The following is an 18,671-nucleotide window of genomic DNA, read 5'->3' on the forward strand; positions in this document are numbered from 1 at the left end:
CGCGAGGGGTGGCCGCACTGGACACGGTGGGTAGCCGGGCACGGCCAAGGCGACCCGGCACCGGTGATCCGGTGCCGATCATGGTGTTCCGCCGCACCGGTGGCGGATACCGACTTTCGTTGGACAGGAAGAAAAATAGGTAGCCGCCGTTCGGCCTACCGACGGATACGCGCACAGCAAACGGTGATCACGTGAGTGCGGTGTCGAAGACCAGCCGCGCGAAGCGTTCCCCGATGAGCCGGTGCGTGGCCGCGTCCGGGTGGAGGGCGTCGGGCAGCGGCAGTTCGGCGTGGTCGGCCTCGCCGTACAGTTCGAGGCCGTCGAGGTAGCGCAGGTTCGGATCAGCGGCGCTCCGTTCCTTGGCGATGCGGGCGAGTTCGTCGCGGATCACGGTGAGCGTCAGTTTTCCCGAGGCGGTTTTGGCGGGATCACCGGTGGCCCTGAACCGGACTTTCCCTTCGCGCAGGGCGTCCGGGTCGAGCTCGCCCGGCCCCGGCGTGTGTTCGTGGATGGGGCAATGGATCGGCGACACGACCAGCAACGGCGTGGTGGGATGGCCGTCCCGGATGGTGTCGAGGAAACCGTGCACCGCCGGGCCGAACGCGCGCAGCCGCATCAGGTCGGCGTTGACGACGTTGATGCCGATCTTGACACTGACGAGGTCGGCGGCCGTGTCCCGCATCGCGCGGGCGGTGAACGGGTCGAGCAGCGCGCTGCCGCTGAAGCCCAGGTTGATCAGATCCACCCCGGCGAGGGTCGCGGCCGTGGCAGGCCACGTCCCGGTCGGCGTCGTCGCGTTGGAACCGTGACTGATGGAGCTGCCGTGGTGCAGCCAGGTCCGGCGACCGCTCGACGGTGCACTGTGGACGGATGCGTCGGCACGCAGGGCGACCAGCCGGGTCGTTTCGTTGTGCGGCAGCCAGATTTCGACGGTCTTCTCGTGACCGGGCAGGCCGTCGAACCGCAGGGTCCGCACGGGGCCGGGCTCGTGCCGGGCGGCTCCGGTGGCCAGGTCGACGCTGATCGTGTCGCCGTCGGCCACGCTCGCCTGCCCTGAGCGCCGTCCGTCGACGAACAGTTCGTAGACGCCGTCGGGACGAGGCGGTGTGCCGGCGAAGACCCGTTTGGTGGCAAGGACGTCGAGTTCGACGAGGGACGCCGCGGTGCGGAAGACCAGCCGTACGCCGGACGGCTGTGATTCCGCCATGGTCAGCTGGCCGTCGGGGATCTGCTGCCTGGCGCGCGCGGGCAGCCGGTGGGGGAGCACACCGCGTTCGGTGAACTCGAGGTCGAGCGCGCCGCGGACGAGGTCGGCGGTGATCGGGGTGGTGAGCATTCTTCCGTTCATTTCGTTCGGGGCCAGGCGCGCAGCAGGACGTCGAGCGCGTCGAGGATCTCGGTCCAGCTCTCCTGCGAGCCGGGGGTGCTGTGGCTGAAACCTCCGGCGGCCTCCAGGCCGACGAAGCCGCTGAACACACTGCCCAGCAACCGGACCGCGTGCGTCTGGTGCGGTTCGGCGAGGTCGTAGCCGCGCAGGATCGCCCGCAGCAGGGCGGCATGGCGGACGCCGGCGCTGGTGGCGGCGGTGTCCGGCGCGAGCCGGAATCTCGCGGCGGTGAACCGGCCCGGGTGTTCGATCGCGTAGTCCCGGTGGACGTTCGCCAAGGCGGCCAGCGCGTCCTTGCCCGCCAGGCCTGCCACCGCGGTGGCGGCGAGATCGGCGAGCTCGGCCAAGGCCAGCAGGGCGATCTCGGTCTTCAGTTCGTGGGCATTCTTCACGTGCGAATACAGGCTGGCCGTCTTGACGCCGCATCGTTTCGCGAGCTCGGTTGGCGTTACATGCTCGAAACCGATCTCGTCGGCCAGTTCCGCGCCCGCCCGGACCACCCGTTCCGCCGTCAATCCCGCCCTTGCCATGACGATCACCGTACCATAGTCCATTCTGGATTTGCCTAATGTCATTAGGTAGCGGAAACCTGGGTTCGGTAGCACCGGGCCCGATGAAGGCTGGGCTCAGGACGAACGGAGGTGGACATGATGAACACGGTGGACCCGGCCAAGGCCCGGCACGACCGGATCGAGCGGTGGCGGGGAGATCGCCGCCTGCTCGTGGGCGCGGCGCTGGCTTCGCTGGTCACCCTGGCCTGCGGTTACCTGACCGGGCACGGGTTCGGTGCGCTCCTCGAGCAGTTCCGGACGACGGTGATCGACAGCGTCTTCGACGACCGCGGTGACGGCGAGCCGCCGTATGGCCCCATCTGGGGGACCATCGGCCTCCTCGGTTGTCTCGCCGCGGGCAACCTCGCGAGCGCCGCGGTGCGGCGCTACCAAGGGCGGCGCTCGGGGCCGGCATTCCCGGTCGTCCTGGCTTTCGCGGCCAGTACGCTCGGCCTCTGGGACTCTTCACGAGGGTGGCTGCCGCCGCTCGCCGTCGGCACGGCGGTCGACCCCGTGTTCCACGAAGACGAAAAGTGGGGCTTCTGGGCGTGGTTCCTGTACTACGCCGACTGGTGGGCGCCCGCCTTCGTGCTCGTACTGACGTTTCTGGCCCTCTGGTACGCCGTCCAGGTTTCGCGGCACCAAGCCGAACTGGCCCGCACCAGGGAACGGCTGATGCGGCACGGCCGCCGGGTGCCCGCCGCGATCGTCGAAGTGAAGCTGCGCCGGGGAGGGGACGAGTCGGGCACCCGGGTCGTCGGCGCGGACGTGACGGTGTCGTTCGTCGACCTCTCGGGCGTCCGGCATTGGGTGACCCGCCGCACCGGTGATACCGCAATCGCCGGCGCGGAAGTGCTGTTCGACCCGGCGTCACCCGACGATGACAAGAAGATCTTCGTGGCGTTGCGGCGCCATCCCGCCCTCAGCGACTGGCTGCCCGCGAACTGAGCTTTGGAGTGTTCATGCCGTTCACCCTTGTCCGCGGGTTCCTGACCGGGATCATCAGCGGGACGACCCTGTGCGCGTTCATCGCCGGCATCGTCATCGACCACGTCCCGCTGATCGTCACGGGCGTCGGGCTGCCGATCGTCTACGGGATCCTGCTCCACCTCGCCGGGGCACCGCGACGTGCCCGCGAGGCGAAGATCGTTCCGGTGATCGCGCTCGCCAAGATCGAAAGCCTTCGTGCCGGGGGCACCGAGACGGGCGACATCCCGGTCGACTTCGTCTTCACCGTCGCCCCCGAAGGCATGGCCACGTTCCGGCTGAAGGTCGCCCACAGCATCAACCTGGTCGACATCTCCGATTACCGGACGGGCGACGTCCTCGTGGTCCGGTACCCGCCGGACCGGCCGTGGAAGGCGGAGATCGTGGACCGGCCGCCGCCGTCGTGGGAACGCCGCGCGGCCGAAACGACGATCGAATCCGCCCCGGAGTCCAGCCTGGTGCAGGAACCGCCGGAGGGCTGTGGGTTCGCCGCGCTCGCCGTCCTCGGGTTCCTGCTCGGCGCGGGGCTCGTGCTGTTCCTGTTCCGCGCGGAGCTGTTCGCGCCGGAAGCGCCCGCCCGGACGGAAGAGACCCAGTCCGGCGTGACCACGTCCTCCTCGGGATCCGCGACCGTCGAGGTCAGCGGATCCCTGCTGGGCGAAGGGGAATTGCGGCGGGCGATCGACTCATTGGCGCAGGCCGCGGACGTTTCGCAGGTGATCACCGTGGTCGTCGAGGACCGGAGGATGACCGTGGTCTTCGCGCCGACGGGCGCCCAGGTGCCGCGGTTCGACCTCCGCGCGCTGGAGGCCGACCGCGTCCCTTCCCTGGTGCGGCGGGCGAAGGCGACCATCGAGGTCGGGGAACCGCGGACGTGGCAGGTCACGATCGTCCCGTTCGGCACCGCGGTGAGCACCCGGGTGATCGTGACCGGCCCCGACGGCAGTGGTTCACTCGCGGACGGTGGCTGAGGCCGATCCGTGCTTACCCGGCGCGGCGCTGCCGGAGTACTCGCCGAGATCGGAGATCAGCGCGGTCAGCTCGGCGTCGTTGTCGTAGCGACGCTGGTGCAGATCGGCGATCTTCGCGCCCATCTCCGGATCCGGGTCGTCGGTGATGTCGAAGGACGCGAACCTGTCGACCAGCGGCAGCCCGACCCGGTCGGTGTTCCGGTGCGCCGGGTGCATGAGGTACTCCCAGTAGCCGTCGAGGTCTTCGATCGCGAAAACGGCGCCCCATTCGTAGTCACCGCCGAAATCGCGGCCGACGACGAAGGACTTCACCGACGGGATGACCCGGCCCTGGTTGCGGAGGCTTTCCAAGGCTTCTTCGACCTGCTCCGGGGAGGCGTCGGGCCGCAGGGTGAAACGGTTGCCGTGGTAGATCATCGTGTTTCCTTTCCGTTGTTCCGGTTCGGGAGGAGAGCGGCGAGTGCCGCTCCGGCGCCCATGGCGACACCGGTCCAGGTGAACGCGCCGGCGATGCCGACACCCTGGACGAGTGGCTGGACGACGAGCGGGGACAGGAACTGCCCGAGGAAGATCCCGGCGACCAGGCCGCTGAGCACGCGGCCGCGGTGCGCGGGATGGGCGAGGTCGGCCAGGCGCAGGTTGAGGTTCGGGACGACGAAGCCGACGCCGAACCCGCCGACGAGCAGTCCGGCCACGACCTGGGCGACGGTGCCCGCCGTGCCGATCACCAGCCAGCCCGCGCCCATGAGCGCGACGCTCACCGTGGTGATCGCCGTGGGGCTCAGGCGCGCACGCAGGCGAGGGAACGCCAGCGCGCCGACGACGCTGGTCAATGTGCTGCCGGCGACCACGGCCCCGACGACGGCGGGACCGCTGCCGAACCCCTCCAGCAGGAAGGGCAACTGCGTCGGCGCCATGTAGAAGACCAGCGTCGCCACCAACGCGAGGACGTAGACGCCGATGACGCGAGCGGGCAGCCGGGTCCGCTCGCTCTCACCGGCCGTGGGGGTGTTCCGGACCGGTTCGCGCAGGGACACGATCGCGAAGATCGCCACGACCGCCGAGACCGAATAGATCCAGAACGGCGCCTGCCAGCCGACCGTGGCCAGTACCCCCGCGAGCGGCAGGAAGACGACCCCGCCGAGACTCGCGAAAGCCTGCTGCAACGCGAGGAACGAGGCGCGGCGCTCGCCGGAGAACCAGTCGGTGATCAGGGTGCTGACCGCGGTCATGATCCCGCCGACGGCGAAGCCGAGGCCCGCCCGGGTGATCAGCAGCAGGTAGAGGTCGTTCACGAAGAATCCGGCCGTCCCGGAGAGCGCGTAGAGCACAAGGCCCGCCAAGAGCAGCGGGCGGCGTCCGGCGCGGTCGGCGACCATCCCGGACAGGGGCGCGCTGATCGCGATCGCGAGCGAGGTCACGGTCAGCGTCAACCGCACGAGAAGGCCGGAGCCGGAAGTGCCGGCGAAGGCGTCCCGCATCGCGGGCAGGCTGGGCGCGATGATGGCCGCGGCCATGATGGTCAGCGGCGCCGCGGCCAGTACGGTGCCGCGGGCCAGGCGGGTCGGCGCCAACGTGTTCGTCACGCCACCAACCTCGCACCGGGACGCACGGGTTCGCGTCGGTGAAAATCGCCTATCTCCGCGCGCACCCACCAGGTTCGGCGGCGTCCAACCCGGACACTGGTAGAAATGTCCGATGCGGGATTTCTTCAAGGGTTTCCGGATGTTCGGGCAAGGCCTGGGCATCCTTCTGCGCTCGCCGAGACTGCTGCTGATCGGCGCGCTGCCCGCGTTGCTGACCACCCTGTTGCTGATCGGTGGCATCGTCGCGCTGGCGTTCTGGATCGATGATCTCTCGCTGCTGCTCACGCCGTTCGCCGACGACTGGTCGCCGGGCTGGCAGACGACGATCCGGGTGGCGGCCGGTGTCGCGGTGTTCGGGGCGGCGCTGGCCATCGCCATGATCGGGTTCACGGCGATCACCCTCGCCGTCGGCGGGCCGTTCTACGAGCACATCGCGGAGAAGGTCGAGGACGACCTCGGCGGCGTGCCCGGCGCGGTGGACCTGTCGTGGTGGCGGTTGCTGGTGCTGGGCCTGAAGGACGGCCTCGCGCTCGTGCTCCGCTCGCTGCTGTTCACGATCCCGCTGCTGATCGCGGGTTTCATCCCCGTGGTGGGGCAAACCGTCGTGCCGGTCCTGCTGGCCTTGGTGACGGCCTGGTTCCTCGCGCTGGAACTGATCGCCGTGCCGTTCTACCGGCGGGGGATGGGCCTGAAGCAGCGTCGGCCGTTGCTGCGACGGCACCGCGCGCTCGCCCTCGGGCTGGGGCTTCCCGTTTCGCTGCTGTGCCTGATCCCGTTCGCCGCGCTGATCGTGATGCCGGTGGGATTCGTCGGCGGCGTGCTCGTCGCGCGCGACGTCCTCGCGGCGGAGGAGGCCTGAGCTTCGTCTGTGTCAGATGACGCAGACACCGCGGGCTCCCCGGCGCCATCGTTGGCGCGACACTGAGGGGAGCTTCCGATGAAGAGAGTACTGTTCCTGGCCGCCGCCATACCGATCGCGGCCCTGCTGGCGACCGGTCCGGCCGTCGCCGACGAGGGAATCGTGTCCGGGGTGGTCAAAGCCGCGGGCTCCGGGGAACCGATCGCCGGAGCGTGCGTGACGCTGTTCGATCTCGATCTGCAGGAGACGGGCTCGGGATGCGCGGGCGCGGACGGCCGCTACGAGATCACCGGTGTCGTCCCCGGCAAGTACAAGGCACGCGCGACCGCCGCCGGATACGCCGAGCTTTGGGCGTACAACAAGGGAAGCGCGCTCGCCGCGGAGGTGGTGGACCTGCCGCACGGACTGGACTTCGGCCTGCGGCAAGACACGGCGACCGTGCGCGGGCAGATCACCGACCAGGGAAAGCCCGCAGCGGGGGCGTCGGTGAGCCTCACCGACCAGAACCAGCGGTGGTGGTCGACGGTCCTCACCGCGGCGGACGGCACGTACTCGTTCACCGGCGTGAAGGCGGACACCTACACGATGGTGATCACCCACGGCGATCGCACGCAATGGATCCGGCAGAAGGCGAGCTTCCCGGAGGCGGAGACCTTCGCCGTCACCGATGATCAGGTCACCGTCGTCGACGAGGCCATCGCACCGTACGGAAAGCTCCGGGTCGTCGCGACGGACGAGAAGACCGGCGCGCCCGTCGCGGGTGCGTGCTCGCAGGTCGAACAAGGGCATCCGCCGCAGCTGAGGAAATGCGCCGGCGCGGATGGCGTCATGCTCTACGAGGACATGCCGCCGTTCGGCTACTACACGCTGAGCGTCTGGGGCCCGGACGGTTCCTACCGACCGGTGAACGGGGAGCGTGTCCATCTGGCTCCGGGAGAGACCACCGAATTCCGGGCGTCGATGAAACCCGCCGCTTCGATCGTGACCACCGTGCGGGACGCGAAGACCAAGGCGCCGTTGGCGCGGATCTGTGTCGACACCTACGCCCTTCCGGTCGTCGGTATCCTCGACGCCGACTATCAGTACTACTGCAGCGACGAGCACGGGAAGCTGGTGATCGGGCCGATCGACCCCGGCGCGTACAAGCTGCTGGTCAAGCCGTTGGACGAGCGTTACGGCATGCAGTGGGCCGGGACGGACGGCGGCACCGGCGACATCGGGCAGGCCCGCACGGTCACCGCCGAACTCGGCAAGGTCGTCTCGACGCCGGACATCAGGATGGATCCCGCCGGGACGATCACCGGCAAGGTCACCGATCGCGCCACGGCGGCCGCGGTGGGCGGCGTCTGTGTCTACCCGTACGCGGTCGATCCCCGGATCGGCTTCCGCTTCGACGTGAACTGCAGCCGGAACGACGGCACCTACACGATCAAAGGCCTTGGACCGTACAGGTGGCCGCTCGAGTTCGCGTCGTCCCGAGGCGACTACGCGTGGCAGTGGTCGGGAGGCGCCGCGGACCGGTTCACCGCCCGTCCGGTGCGGGTGCGGCCCGGCACGACGGTGACCGAGAACGCCGCGCTCGTACCGAACGGCTCGGTCAGCGGACGGATCCTCGGCGCGGACGGCAAGCCGGTCTTCGGTTACGTCTACACCTACAACGCGCGTACCGGAGACATCGTCGACTGGGCCACGCCTGACTCGAACGGGCAGTACACCGTCAACGGCCTCACCACGCAGAACGTCAAGATCAGGTACTACACCGACACCGAATGCTGGTACCGCGACGCGGCCGATTTCGCTTCCGCCACACCGATTCCGGTCACCGCCGGGCAGACCACCGGCGGAGTGGACCTCAGCCCCTGCCGCCGCTGAGGCGGGTTGGTCGTGAGTGGTAAGGGTCGTTCTAACGACCTTTGCCACTCACGAGTCCTGACCGGCGATGTCACGTGACTGACCGGACGACACGCGTGATCCGGCGGACGACACGCGTGACTGGACGGACGACACGACGCGCGGCCGGGCGCCGCCGCGTGTCGTCCGTCCAATCACGCGTGTCGTCCATCCAGTCACGTGTGTCGTCCATCCAGTCACGCGAAACCGCCATCCGTGCACCGTCGTGAAGGCCTCCTTGAGGACCCAGAGTCCCTCAAGGAGGCCTTCACGGACAGCTCCGTCCTAGCCGATGGGCTCGATCCAGATGTTGCGGAACCGCGGGTTCTCGCCGGGATCCCCGTGGTCCTGCAGCCGGATGGCGCCCGGTGCCGCGCTTTCCGGGATGTTGTCGCCCGTGCCGCCGTCGATCGCCACGTCGTTGTGGACCACGACGCCGTTCCAGACCACGGTCACGCGGGCGTTGTCGGTCTTGTTCCCGGCACCGTCGAACCGCGCGGCACGGAACGTGACGTCGTAGGTCTGCCAGGTTCCGGGGGCCGTCGCCATGTTCCGGTCAGGTGCCTTCTTCGAGTAGATCGCGCCCGCTTCGTTGTTGGCGAGCGTGGTGTCCCCGAAGGATTCGAGCACCTGCAGTTCGTAGCGTTCCTGGAGGTAGACGCCGCTGTTGCCCCTGGCCTGCCCGGTGACCTCGGGCGGATAGTTCGGCTCGTTCCACTCGACGTGCAGCCGGAAATCGCCGAACTGCTGTTTCGTGCGGATGTCCCCGCCGTTCGACTCCATCGCGCCGCCCGAGACCGGCCAGGTCGCGGCGCCGCCCGCGCGTTTCTCCCACGCGTTCAGATCGGTGCCCTTGAACAACTGGATCCGCCGGGACTCGGTCAGGGTGAGGCTGTCGAGATTGACGTTGCCCGCGTCACCCGTGTCGTACCGGTAGGAGATCGTGTTCGATCCGGCTTTCAGGTTCAGCGTCTCGGGTTGTGTGTTCCAGGTGTCCCAGTTGCCCGTGCTGGCGAGCCTGACCTGTTTCGTCTTCGTGCCGTTGACGTAGACGGTCACCGATTTGACCCCTGGCGCCGGATCCGGGCCGTTCGAGTAGCGAAGGGCCGCGTTGTAGGCACCGGATTTCGGCGCGTTCACGGTGAACGTCGTCGCGGCGCCCTGGTTCCAGTAACCGTCGACGAATCCGGTGCCGGTGTAGCCGGCGTGGTTCGTGTTCGTCCCGGCACCACCGCTCAGCGCGGCCCGCTCGGCCTCGTAGGTCGTGCTCGCCGCCGGACCGCCGACCAATGAGTTCAGCGTGTACCAGGCCTCGGTGCTCCACAGCGCCGCACCGGATTCAGCCGCGAACGGACGCGGCGACCGCACGTGGACCACATGCCCGGCCTTCAGTCCCGTCATCTGCAGCGTGACCTTCTTGCGGTCGGCCGAGAGGCTCGCGGACGTGACGGACAGGGTCTGCTCGTCGATCTTCGGCCCGCCGTACGCGGAAGTGGGCTGGTAGCGCCACTGCTGGGCCTGGTACTTCGCCGCGAGGTTCTGCGCGGTCTCAGCCGACAGCGGCTGGGTGTACTCCAGTTCGAATCCGCCCGCGACGGCTCGCATGGCACGGATGTCGAAGGCGTTGGTGCCGTTGGGCGTCACCTTCTGGAGGCCATAGGCGAGTTTGCCGGGCTGTCCCCAGTTCCCGCCGCCGTCGATCCCGCCGGTGTAGATCGCGCCGTCGGGGCCGAGGCTGATCCGGCTCACACCCGACTCGAGCCCTTGCGTGAGGCGGAAAACGGCACCCTGGTATTCGCCGTTGACCTTCTCCAGGAACGCTCGCTGAAGCCCACCGTAGGTCACGTCGCCGTACACCATCTGCCCGGCGAACGGGCCCTGCGACAGCATGACCATGTTGCTCGGCGAGTTCGCGATCTCGTTGTGCGGCAACCACAACACGGGTGCGGTGACCGGCTTCGCGTCGAACGGGCCCGGGGGATTGGTGTAGTGGTTGAAGAACCGGTCCTGCTTGACCCGCACCAGCTTGTTCGCCGGCAGCCAGCCACCCTGGTTGTCGGTGACGAAGACGTCGCCTTCCGGTCCCCAGCCGATGCCGTGCGGCGTGCGCAGCCCACCGGCGATGTAGGAAACCTTGCCGGTGGCCTTTTCGACCTTGATCGTCGTGCCGCGGTTCGGCGCGGGCTGCGGATCGGTCGTGGCGCCGCCGTAGTTGATGGACACCGAAAGGTTGGCGTAGAAGAAGCCGTCCTTGTACAGCAGGCCGAACGCGAACTCGTGGAAGTTGCCGCCGAACGGCCAGGTGGCCACGGTGCGGTAGTCGTCGGTCACGCCGTCGCCGGTGGTGTCGTTCAGTTCGACGAGCCGCGTCTTCTCCGACACGTAGAGCTTGCCGTCGACGTACTTGACGCCCATGGGTTCCTTCAGCCCGCTGGCGACGCGCTGGGTGCGGACCTTGCTCGGATCGGTGTTCCCGCTGACGTTGCTCAGCAGATGGACCTCACCGAGTACCTTGTCGGAGCCACCCCAGGTGGCGATCGCGAGCCGTCCGTCCGGCAGCCAGTCCATGCCGGTGACCTGAGGCTGGAACCCCTCGGGACGCAGGTTCGTCAGGGTGAAGCCGGGGTGGACGCCGTTGAGCGGCAGGCCGTCACCGGGCGAGTCCGTGGCGCCCTCGCATTCCTTGCGCCCAGGCGAAGTCACCCGGACGACGTCGGCGTCGGTGCTGAGCACGGAATTCGGTACGAGCGCGAAGTCCGCCGCGCCCGGCGGCCGCCATTCGAGGGTGACCTGCTGGTCGTGGAGGTTGTCGAAATGGTCGATCCGCAGCGCGTGATATCCGGTGCTCAACGGAACCGAACCGGTCGCCGGGGTCGCGCCGTGCAGGCCGTCGTGGTTGATCACCGTCTGGCCGTCGATCCGGAGCCGGGAGCCGTCGTCGCTGGTGAGCCGGAATTCGTACTGCCCGGCGGTGCCGATGTCGATGTTCCCGATGACCTCCGAGACGAACTGCTCGTTGAGGCCGAAGTCGGCGGTGGTGGTCCAGTTGATCGTCGGCATCAGCTTGTCGACGTTGGGAGTTTGGCCGGATTTGATCGTGCAGAGCTTGGTGAGTTCGCGCTGCAGGTCGTACGTGCGGAGCGTGACACCGGGTTGCTGGGGCGGAATGGCCGCTTCTGCCGGGGCTGTCACCAGCCCGGACACTGCCGTGACCAGCGCCAGCGAGGCGACGATGGACCGGGTGAAGCGCTTGCGGACAGACGGAAGCATCGTTGCTCCTCGGGTCGGCGGCGGAGCACCTCTGTGACGTCCGCTGAACCTAAGAGGACTTTCGGTTGAAGTCAACGAAAGTATGTACAGAACGGACGAAAGTTAGTCCGAACGGTCTCTCGGATAGAGTTACGGCCGGACGTGGGGAGGGCGATTGACGACGGAATCGGGCGGGCCCCGGCTGCGTTCGGCCGTCCTCGCTCAAGCCTGGGCGAGCATCCCCGGGGTGGAAGTCCTGTCGTCGGCCGACGGCGGCCCCCTGACCCGGACGATCAAGAAGATCATCGACCCGCTGGTGATCCGCACCGCGGCGCGTCCCCGGCTCGGTCGTCCCGTGCTGGACGCGACCACGGCGGCCGAGTTGGCGGAATTGCTGCTGGCCGACGCGGAAAGGCTCCGCGCGACGGCTTCGTGGTTCACCCACCTCAAACGGCAGCGCCGCGCCTTGCGCATCACGGCGGGCAACGTCCAGGACGTCTGCTTCCCGCTCGCCTATGAACTGGCCACGGGTTTCGGCTCGCCTGGTCCGGACGCGGCGGAGACGGCCGCGGTGGCGTTGCGGGATCTGCACGGTGAGGGCGGCGCGGTGGGCGTCGATCAGCTCACGTCCTACCTGGCGGATCCGCGGCACTCGGCCGAGCTGACCGCGGAACTGCGGCGCCGCTGGCACGCCGAAACCGCCCTGCCGCCGGACATCACCGCGCTTCGGGCGTTCGTCGACGGTCTTTCCGACTCGGCCTGGCGTGCACTCGCCGATTCGGCGGCCGGGCACGCGCTCGGGCTGATGCTGCGACAGCCGGGCGGGTCCCGAGGCTTGGGTGAAGCCGTCCAGGAGATTTCGGGGCTGCCCCCGACGGATCTCGGCCTGCAGCGCGGAGATCGCACCGCCGTCCCGCCGCTGAGCAGGAGCGGCGAAACCGGAGCCGAACTCCTCGAACGCAGTATCGAACGGCGGGTACGCGCGACTCTGCGCCGTCTTGCCCCGGACGAGCGGGCGCCCGTCGCCGAACTCGTCGACGACGAACTCACCAGGGTCGCCGCCGGATTCGGGCTCGGTCTGCCAGCGCTGGCCGCGTGTTTCGCGCTCGGCGTCGTCCTGGCGCCCGCGCTGCGGCCGCTCGACGGCGCGGCGCCCGCCGGTGTTCCCGAATTCGCGCGGCAGCTCAACGCGCAGGTCGCCCGCGAGGGTTACGTCCTGCACGCTCGCCGGGCTTTGGCCGGTGCCACGCCGCTCACTCCGCGGCCCGACGCCGAACTCCTGCGCGATCTTCGCGAGTTCGCCAAGCACTTCCTCAGCAGGCTGTGGGTCCGGCTGCACGGCTTCGACGTCCGCGGCGACCTGCCCTCCGACGCCGCCGACGTACGCGACCTCGTCACCGGGGTGGTCCGTTCAACCTCACTGGATCTGCGGACGAAGGTGCGGCGCGCGCTCATGGCCCGTCTGCCGGAGCTGGAGGCCGTGTCGTGACGCATCCGGTGCACACTCCCGTCATCGCGGCCGACGGCGGCCTCATCCGCTTCGCCCTGGCCGATCTTCTCGCCGGCCGGACGACCACGATGCACATCGAACTCACCGACGCTGGAGCCGCCGAACCCTGGCTGACCAGGCTCGCCGGTGCCGAGGCGAGCCTCGCCGCGCTCGGCCGGGGCCACGCCGAGCTTCCTGCCCGGCCGGAACTCGGCAGGCTTGCTTTGCTGCTCTGGCTCCGTCGCTGGTGGCCTGCCGGCCCGTCGCTCGGGGTTCCTTCGCTGGATCCCGCCTTGCTGGACGTCGAGACGGCGGTCGCGACGGCCGATGTCGAAGATCTCGCCGAAGGTCTTCTCGACGGGTTCGAAGCCTCTCCGGCCGAACTGTTCGACGCGGCGGTCGCGGCGGGCGCCCTCCTGGCGGCGGCACCGCCGGTCGCCGAAGACGTCCGCGGACTGTGCACCCGCCTCGCCGCCTGGTTCGACGACGAGGACGACGTCGTGCGCGCCGAAGCAGCGGCCGAAGTGGTGGCACAGCTGGAAACGGCGACAACGGGCCAACGCGAGTACGCGCTGGCCGCGGGCCTCGATCCGCTCTCACCCGGCGAAGGGGTACTGGCGACGGGACGCGCGAGCGTCGATTGGGCGCGCGTGCCACCGGGGATCCTGGACGCCGGTGAGGACACGGTGACCTGGCGGATCGTCGCCGCCCCTGCCGCCACGGCGCTCGAAGTCGTCGTCGCGGGCGCGTTCGCCGACGCGACCATCACCGCTTTCGCGAGTCACGAGGGCGAGCCGTTCGCGGAGGTGCCGCTGGAGCTGGGCGCCGGGAGGTTCTCCGGCGCGGCGGAGCTGGACGAGGCCGCGGTCAGGCTAGCCGCCAGTGTCCACAGTGGACAGATTGCCGTCGTCGTCGGTGTCGAGGGAGAAGGGGTCGTCGGGACCACGGCGGAAGACCGGGCGGAGGTGGTCGCGCTCGTGCGGGCCCGCCCGCCGGCAGCGAGGACACTCGCCGAACGGGCGGCGGCCGCTTCCGCCGATGAGGAGTTCTGACGTGCTCGTCGGCATGCCACCGCCCCGGAATCGACCGGACCGGCCGCTCCCGCCCGAACTGGGCCCTGCGACGTCGCACGGGTACAACTGTCGTTGTGTCGCAAGGCATTTCGGCCTCGATCCGGCGCCGTACGGCGAACTGCCCGCGTGCTCGCTGTCCGAACGCCAGTACCGGAAGCTGCTCGTCGACGCGGTGAAACTCCAGGACAAGGCCAAACGGCTCGCCGCGGCCCGGGACGTCGCCGGCGCGCACCGGACGTACGGCAAGATGCGGGAGATCGCGCAGCGGCTCGACCGGACGGATCTGGACCTCGCCGCGGTCAGCGATCTGGCCACCGTCTGCTACTCCGCCGGCGACCTTCGCAACGCCCGTCAGTGCGCCGAAGCCGTGCTCCAGGTCTTCAAGGTCAGCACCACCGCGATCGTCCACTATGGACAGTACGCCGAAATCCGGATGATCGAAGGCTCCCGGGAGGTCGCCGAGCGCGTGCTCATCTCCTTGAGCACGGAGGAAGGTGACGTCGCCAAGGCGCGGGAGCTGATCGCCGGGCAACGCCGCCGGGCGGCCCTGCGCAAGGACGAGGGGCCGGAACAGTATCCGCCCGAACTGCTCGACGTGCACGGCGCGGACGAGCTGGAGCTGCGGATCTTCGACGTGCGCGTCCAGATCGCCGCCGGGGACATGGCGGGCGCGCGGGGCGCGATCGAGGAGATCCTCACGGCGTTGGACGCCATCGCGGAGATCGACGAGGTCCGCGGGCAAGTGGCGGCACTGCGGGCGATGGCGCGAGCCGAGCGGGCCCGCGTCCGCCAGGCGGGTGGCGAAGACGCCGACGCGCGCGCGGATCTGCTGCGGCTGAGCGCCCAGCACGAAGGCCGTCCCTTGGCCGCCAGGGCGAGCATCGAACTGGCGGCCGACCGGGCGTTCGGTGGCGACCTCCCCGGAGCGGTCGCCGCGATCGTGGCCGCCCGCGACGAACTCGCGGACGCGGGCCTGACCGGCGACGTCGCGGAGGCGAGCCACGCGCTGGGCACCCTGCTGCTGTTCACGGGTGATGTCGCGCAGGCGAGGGAACAGTTCGAGCACGCGGGGAAGATTTGGACGACCAACGCGGACATTCCGGGCCTGCGGCGTCTCGACGTCGCGCTGGCCCGCTGCGCGATGGCCGAAGGAGACTGGGCAGCGGCGCGGGATTACGTGACCCGCGCCCGGGAGTCGGCGCGGACGGCGGGGGACTGGTCGGACCGCCTGCACACGGATTTCGTGGCGGCCACGATCGGCTTCGCCCACGGCGAAGACCTCCCGGCCGTGCTGGATCTGCTGCTCCCGCTCGCCCTCGCGGCGGCGGAGTACCGGTTCGAGTTCACCTCGCCGCAGGCACGCACGGCCTGGGCGCGCGACGTCGCCGGACCGGCGACGGAAATGCTGATGGCGCTGCTGGCGCAGCTCCAGGAGCCGAGGCTGGCGGCGGAACTGATCGAACGCACCTGCGCCGTCGGCGCGTACACCGGCGTGGAGGGGCGCTCGCTGGACCTCACCGGCGCGCTGCCCACCCTCGAAGTAGGCGCGGTGGTCGAAGGGCTTCCGTTGGTGGCACTGGGTTCCGTGACGTCGTCGCTCCCGCTGCGGCTCGCCCCGCCGCCCGCGCTGCGCTGGTCGCCGTCGTCTCCGATGGAGCTGGACCCGTGGCTCCGCCTCGCCGCCGAGCGGTATCGGCTACCCCGCGCGGTCGCCGAAACCGTCGAGACCTGGCCGTCCGCGAAGCCCGGACGTGAGACCTTCCTCCTGCGCTACGCCGACGCCGGCCACACCTTCCTGACCTGGCGGACCACCGAGGACCTCGACACCGTCCACACCCATCCGATCGAATTCGCCCTGGTCGGGACCGTTCGCCAGTACTTGGACGCCGCGTCGCCCACTCCGCGCGAAGGCGAGAGCGCGGCCGACGCCGTCCGTCGCTCACTGAGCGAAGACGCCTTCGGCAGTTTCGCCGGCGAACAACGCCTGGCGCGCGTCCTCGCTCTCAACCTCCTGCCCGCGGATCTGGTCGAGCGGCTCCGGCGTGCCGCCGACGGCGGAAACCGCCCGCTCCTGCGGATCCAGCCGTCCCCGAGCCTGGCCGGTGTCCCGTGGGGACTGCTGGCCTTGCCCGACCGACGGGCCGACCACGTGCTGGAGATCGACGAGATCGGCAGCTGTTTCGACAGTGACGAGCGCGTTCTCGACGTCACCGACGTCTCGCTGCTCGCCCCCACCGCGATCCCGCGCCGCCCGCCCGCCGCCGACGGTCCGCCCGTCTATCTGCTCGACCCGCGTATCCCCGGCCAGAGTGCCTTCGGCGAACTGGGTTCCGTGCTCGGCAAGCAGGATCCGGCGTCGCCGCTGATCCGCCATCTCGACGAGCGGATCGCCGACGGTCCCGTCCTTCCCGCCGCCCGCGGGCTCGATCTGGTCCGCCGCACCGACACCGACCGCCGTCTGCTCGCCGAACTGCTGGCGGGCCCCTGTTCCCGCTTGGTGTTCGTCGGACACGTCAGCCGGGTCCGCGACGAGTACGGCGCGCAGACCGCGCTGCACCTGTCCTGTTCCGCCGATCTTCCCGGGACGGCCGCGCCGATCGGACCGCACCGGCCGTTCACCGCCGCCGACCTCGCACTGTCCGAAATGGACAGCATGCCCACGCGGGTGGCACTGATCGGCTGCGCCAGCGCGGGCGATTTCGGCCTGGCCGAACCGTTCGGCGTGCTGCTCGCCGCCGTCGCGGCCGGAGCGGGACTGGTCGCCGCCACGGTCTGGGCGCTGCCGACCTCGGCGGCGGTGCCCGGTTCGGACCCGATGTCCGAACTCGTCATCGCCGTCGACACCGCGCTGGCCGGGCAAGATCCGGTCACCGAGCTGTGCGCCTGGCAGCGGTCCCGGCTCGCCCGCTGGCGCGAAAAGCCCGAACCGGCGACCTCACCGGTGTTCTGGGCGCCGCTGACCTGCCTCGACGCGACCGACGACGGGAAAACCTGGGTTCGGTAGCGCGAGGGCCCGCCGAAGCTGTGTCCAGCACGAACGACACGGCGAAAGGCGGCACCCGATGTTCAAGAAGATCCGCGACAAGATCAACGACGCGACACAGCAGGGCATGGCTCGGGGCGCGCAGGACTTCCAGCGCCACGCGGAACAGTTCCGGCAGGCCGCCGCCGCGCAGGGCCACGACATCACCCCGCAGCTGCCGACGCCGCAGCTGGCCGCGCAGGCGTTCCGGAACCTCGACGCAGACCCGGACATGGCGGCGTTCCTGGCGCTGCCGATGGACGAGCAACTGCGTCAGCAGCAGGAACTCCAGGCCTATGGCACCGAACTGCGTCGGCTCTACGACACCTGCGAGCCCGCCACCCTCGTGGTCCGCGCGCTGGAGGCGACCGGCCGGAAGATCGCCGGGCAGGCGCAGTACACCGCGACCCTCGAGGTCACCCGCACCGACGGAACGACCTACCGGACGGTGACGCAGCTGATCGCGCCGCTGGCGACGATCCAGCAGTACGCGCCCGGCACCCGCCACGAGGCCCGCGTCGACCCCGCCGACCCGGCGAAGGTCGCCGTGTTCGGCCCGATCTCTTAGCGCTGGTAGGCGGAGCTGCGCTAGGTCCAGAGAAGTGACCATATGCGTGAACCCGCCCGGCCGAAGGCCCCGCTATCGCGGTGGCAGGGCGCCTTGCTCGCTAGACATGACCTTTTTTGCCATACCGCGCCCTGCCGACGTCGATCGCGGTCGCGGGTTCACCCACGAAAGTTAGGCGGCCGGCGATGTTCGGGTCCTTCGAGTTCGGGCTGCCGGGAGACCCCCGGCAGGCCCGCCGTCCAGGATTGCGCCTGTGGTTGCTCGGCGTGCCGACGACGCTCGCCTGGGCGGCCGTGGGCTGGTCGGGCGCACTCGGCCTGCTGGACGGCTTCCGGTTGATGTCGCTGAACCGCGTCGACACGTGGGGGCCCGACGCGGGCCCGGCGGTTTCGCTCGTCCTGTTCTTCAGCGTCTCGATCACGGTGGCCTCGTCGCTCGGGTTCGCGATGCTGTGGGGCGGCGGGATGTCCCTGCGCGGGATGGGCGTCGGTTTCCGGGCGAGCAGCCTCGCCGCGTCCCTCGGCATCGCGCTCGGCAGCGGCGTCGCGATCCCTTCCTGGACGCCGCCCGAGGCGGTGGGGAAGCGGCTGCCGTCCGAACCGTGGACCGAGGTGGACTGGGTCGTCTACTACGAGCCGTACCTCGTTCCGGCGGTGGCCGGGGCGGCCGCGCTGGTCATGATCATGGTGCTGGGGCGGGCGTTCGTCACCAAGGCCGAGGCGGACGACCGGGCGCAGGCGCTGGCCCAGACGGGCCGTCAGGTGATGGGCAACGTACTCGGCGTCGAGTTCACGAACGTCTGGGTGATGGGGAATCCGCGGTTCACCGTGCAGGTCCGGTTCCCCACGGACGACGGCGAGCGGACCGTCGTCACGACGATGATCACGCCGCCGCTGCAGGCCCCCGCCCGCGGTTCGACGGTGAAGGTCACCTACGACCCGCGGAACCCCGACTCGGTCCAGGTGGATCCGGATCCGGCCGATCGGGCCGCCGGCGGAAACTTCGGTGCGTTCCTGCCTCCGCTGTTCTGATCGACCTC

General features: G+C 69.7%; 14 protein-coding genes. 9 read left to right on the forward strand and 5 right to left on the reverse strand.

Annotated elements, in window-relative coordinates; translation table 11 throughout:
• Positions 1-187 precede the first annotated feature (187 nt).
• Positions 188-1,336, reverse strand: a complete 1,149-nt coding sequence (locus ACLJQ7_RS34840; protein ID WP_410652415.1) for a GDSL-type esterase/lipase family protein — start codon at positions 1,334-1,336, stop codon at positions 188-190.
• 8 nt (positions 1,337-1,344) lie between these two features.
• The gene (locus tag ACLJQ7_RS34845) at positions 1,345-1,917 is read right to left on the reverse strand and encodes a TetR/AcrR family transcriptional regulator (protein ID WP_410652416.1); all 573 of its coding nucleotides are present in this window, start codon (positions 1,915-1,917) and stop codon (positions 1,345-1,347) included.
• Positions 1,918-2,034: 117 nt separating this feature from the next.
• On the opposite strand from ACLJQ7_RS34845, the gene ACLJQ7_RS34850 reads away from it, so the two are divergent.
• A complete protein-coding gene (locus tag ACLJQ7_RS34850; protein ID WP_410652417.1) occupies positions 2,035-2,886 on the forward strand; it encodes a hypothetical protein in 852 nt (283 codons plus the stop codon).
• A gap of 14 nt (positions 2,887-2,900) precedes the next feature.
• Positions 2,901-3,896, forward strand: coding sequence for a hypothetical protein (locus ACLJQ7_RS34855; RefSeq protein WP_410652418.1), 996 nt, complete (start codon positions 2,901-2,903; stop codon positions 3,894-3,896).
• Here ACLJQ7_RS34855 and ACLJQ7_RS34860 read toward each other — a convergent pair.
• Both ACLJQ7_RS34860 and ACLJQ7_RS34865 read right to left on the reverse strand, forming a co-directional pair.
• Positions 3,876-4,313, reverse strand: coding sequence for a Dabb family protein (locus ACLJQ7_RS34860; RefSeq protein ID WP_410652419.1), 438 nt, complete (start codon positions 4,311-4,313; stop codon positions 3,876-3,878). The genes ACLJQ7_RS34855 and ACLJQ7_RS34860 overlap by 21 nt on opposite strands.
• Entirely contained in the window at positions 4,310-5,482 is a 1,173-nt protein-coding gene (locus ACLJQ7_RS34865; protein WP_410652420.1) for an MFS transporter, read from the reverse strand. The genes ACLJQ7_RS34860 and ACLJQ7_RS34865 overlap by 4 nt, the downstream gene beginning before the upstream one ends.
• Positions 5,483-5,594: 112 nt before the next feature.
• Between ACLJQ7_RS34865 and ACLJQ7_RS34870 the strand changes: the two genes are divergently transcribed.
• Both ACLJQ7_RS34870 and ACLJQ7_RS34875 read left to right on the forward strand, forming a co-directional pair.
• Positions 5,595-6,341, forward strand: coding sequence for an EI24 domain-containing protein (locus tag ACLJQ7_RS34870; protein WP_410652421.1), 747 nt, complete (start codon positions 5,595-5,597; stop codon positions 6,339-6,341).
• 78 nt (positions 6,342-6,419) lie between these two features.
• A complete protein-coding gene (locus ACLJQ7_RS34875; RefSeq protein WP_410652422.1) occupies positions 6,420-8,213 on the forward strand; it encodes a collagen binding domain-containing protein in 1,794 nt (597 codons plus the stop codon).
• Positions 8,214-8,516: 303 nt separating this feature from the next.
• Here the strand turns inward: ACLJQ7_RS34875 and ACLJQ7_RS34880 are convergent, their stop codons facing one another.
• A complete protein-coding gene (locus ACLJQ7_RS34880; RefSeq protein WP_410652423.1) occupies positions 8,517-11,501 on the reverse strand; it encodes a family 16 glycoside hydrolase in 2,985 nt (994 codons plus the stop codon).
• A gap of 154 nt (positions 11,502-11,655) precedes the next feature.
• Here ACLJQ7_RS34880 and ACLJQ7_RS34885 point away from each other — a divergent pair, with 154 nt between their 5' ends.
• From ACLJQ7_RS34885 to ACLJQ7_RS34905, 5 genes are all read left to right on the forward strand, one after another.
• Positions 11,656-12,969: a hypothetical protein gene (locus ACLJQ7_RS34885; RefSeq protein WP_410652424.1), complete on the forward strand. Its 1,314-nt coding sequence runs from the start codon at positions 11,656-11,658 to the stop codon at positions 12,967-12,969.
• On the forward strand, positions 12,966-14,021 hold the full coding sequence (locus tag ACLJQ7_RS34890) for a hypothetical protein (protein ID WP_410652425.1): 1,056 nt from the start codon (positions 12,966-12,968) through the stop codon (positions 14,019-14,021). Before ACLJQ7_RS34885 ends, ACLJQ7_RS34890 begins: the two co-directional genes overlap by 4 nt.
• Positions 14,008-17,046, forward strand: a complete 3,039-nt coding sequence (locus ACLJQ7_RS34895) for a hypothetical protein (protein ID WP_410652426.1) — start codon at positions 14,008-14,010, stop codon at positions 17,044-17,046. The genes ACLJQ7_RS34890 and ACLJQ7_RS34895 overlap by 14 nt, the downstream gene beginning before the upstream one ends.
• A gap of 58 nt (positions 17,047-17,104) precedes the next feature.
• Entirely contained in the window at positions 17,105-17,632 is a 528-nt protein-coding gene (locus ACLJQ7_RS34900) for a hypothetical protein (protein WP_410652427.1), read from the forward strand.
• 185 nt (positions 17,633-17,817) lie between these two features.
• Positions 17,818-18,663 (forward strand): DUF3592 domain-containing protein, encoded by an 846-nt coding sequence (locus ACLJQ7_RS34905; RefSeq protein ID WP_410652428.1) that lies wholly within the window; start codon positions 17,818-17,820, stop codon positions 18,661-18,663.
• The last annotated feature ends 8 nt before the right edge of the window (positions 18,664-18,671 follow it).

The sequence above is a fragment of the Amycolatopsis sp. cmx-4-54 genome, from assembly GCF_046548895.1.
GTDB lineage: Bacteria > Actinomycetota > Actinomycetes > Mycobacteriales > Pseudonocardiaceae > Amycolatopsis.

What these genes read in the sequence shown, in the direction of transcription:
- ACLJQ7_RS34895 (WP_410652426.1), top strand. Translation starts at nt 14,008, where the DNA reads ATGAGGAGTTCTGACGTGCTCGTCGGCATGCCACCGCCCCGGAATCGA.
- ACLJQ7_RS34900 (WP_410652427.1), top strand. Translation starts at nt 17,105, where the DNA reads ATGTTCAAGAAGATCCGCGACAAGATCAACGACGCGACACAGCAGGGC.
- ACLJQ7_RS34855 (WP_410652418.1), top strand. Translation starts at nt 2,901, where the DNA reads ATGCCGTTCACCCTTGTCCGCGGGTTCCTGACCGGGATCATCAGCGGG.
- ACLJQ7_RS34875 (WP_410652422.1), top strand. Translation starts at nt 6,420, where the DNA reads ATGAAGAGAGTACTGTTCCTGGCCGCCGCCATACCGATCGCGGCCCTG.
- ACLJQ7_RS34845 (WP_410652416.1), bottom strand. Translation starts at nt 1,917, where the DNA reads ATGGCAAGGGCGGGATTGACGGCGGAACGGGTGGTCCGGGCGGGCGCG.
- ACLJQ7_RS34840 (WP_410652415.1), bottom strand. Translation starts at nt 1,336, where the DNA reads ATGCTCACCACCCCGATCACCGCCGACCTCGTCCGCGGCGCGCTCGAC.
- ACLJQ7_RS34880 (WP_410652423.1), bottom strand. Translation starts at nt 11,501, where the DNA reads ATGCTTCCGTCTGTCCGCAAGCGCTTCACCCGGTCCATCGTCGCCTCG.
- ACLJQ7_RS34860 (WP_410652419.1), bottom strand. Translation starts at nt 4,313, where the DNA reads ATGATCTACCACGGCAACCGTTTCACCCTGCGGCCCGACGCCTCCCCG.
- ACLJQ7_RS34905 (WP_410652428.1), top strand. Translation starts at nt 17,818, where the DNA reads ATGTTCGGGTCCTTCGAGTTCGGGCTGCCGGGAGACCCCCGGCAGGCC.
- ACLJQ7_RS34850 (WP_410652417.1), top strand. Translation starts at nt 2,035, where the DNA reads ATGATGAACACGGTGGACCCGGCCAAGGCCCGGCACGACCGGATCGAG.
- ACLJQ7_RS34870 (WP_410652421.1), top strand. Translation starts at nt 5,595, where the DNA reads ATGCGGGATTTCTTCAAGGGTTTCCGGATGTTCGGGCAAGGCCTGGGC.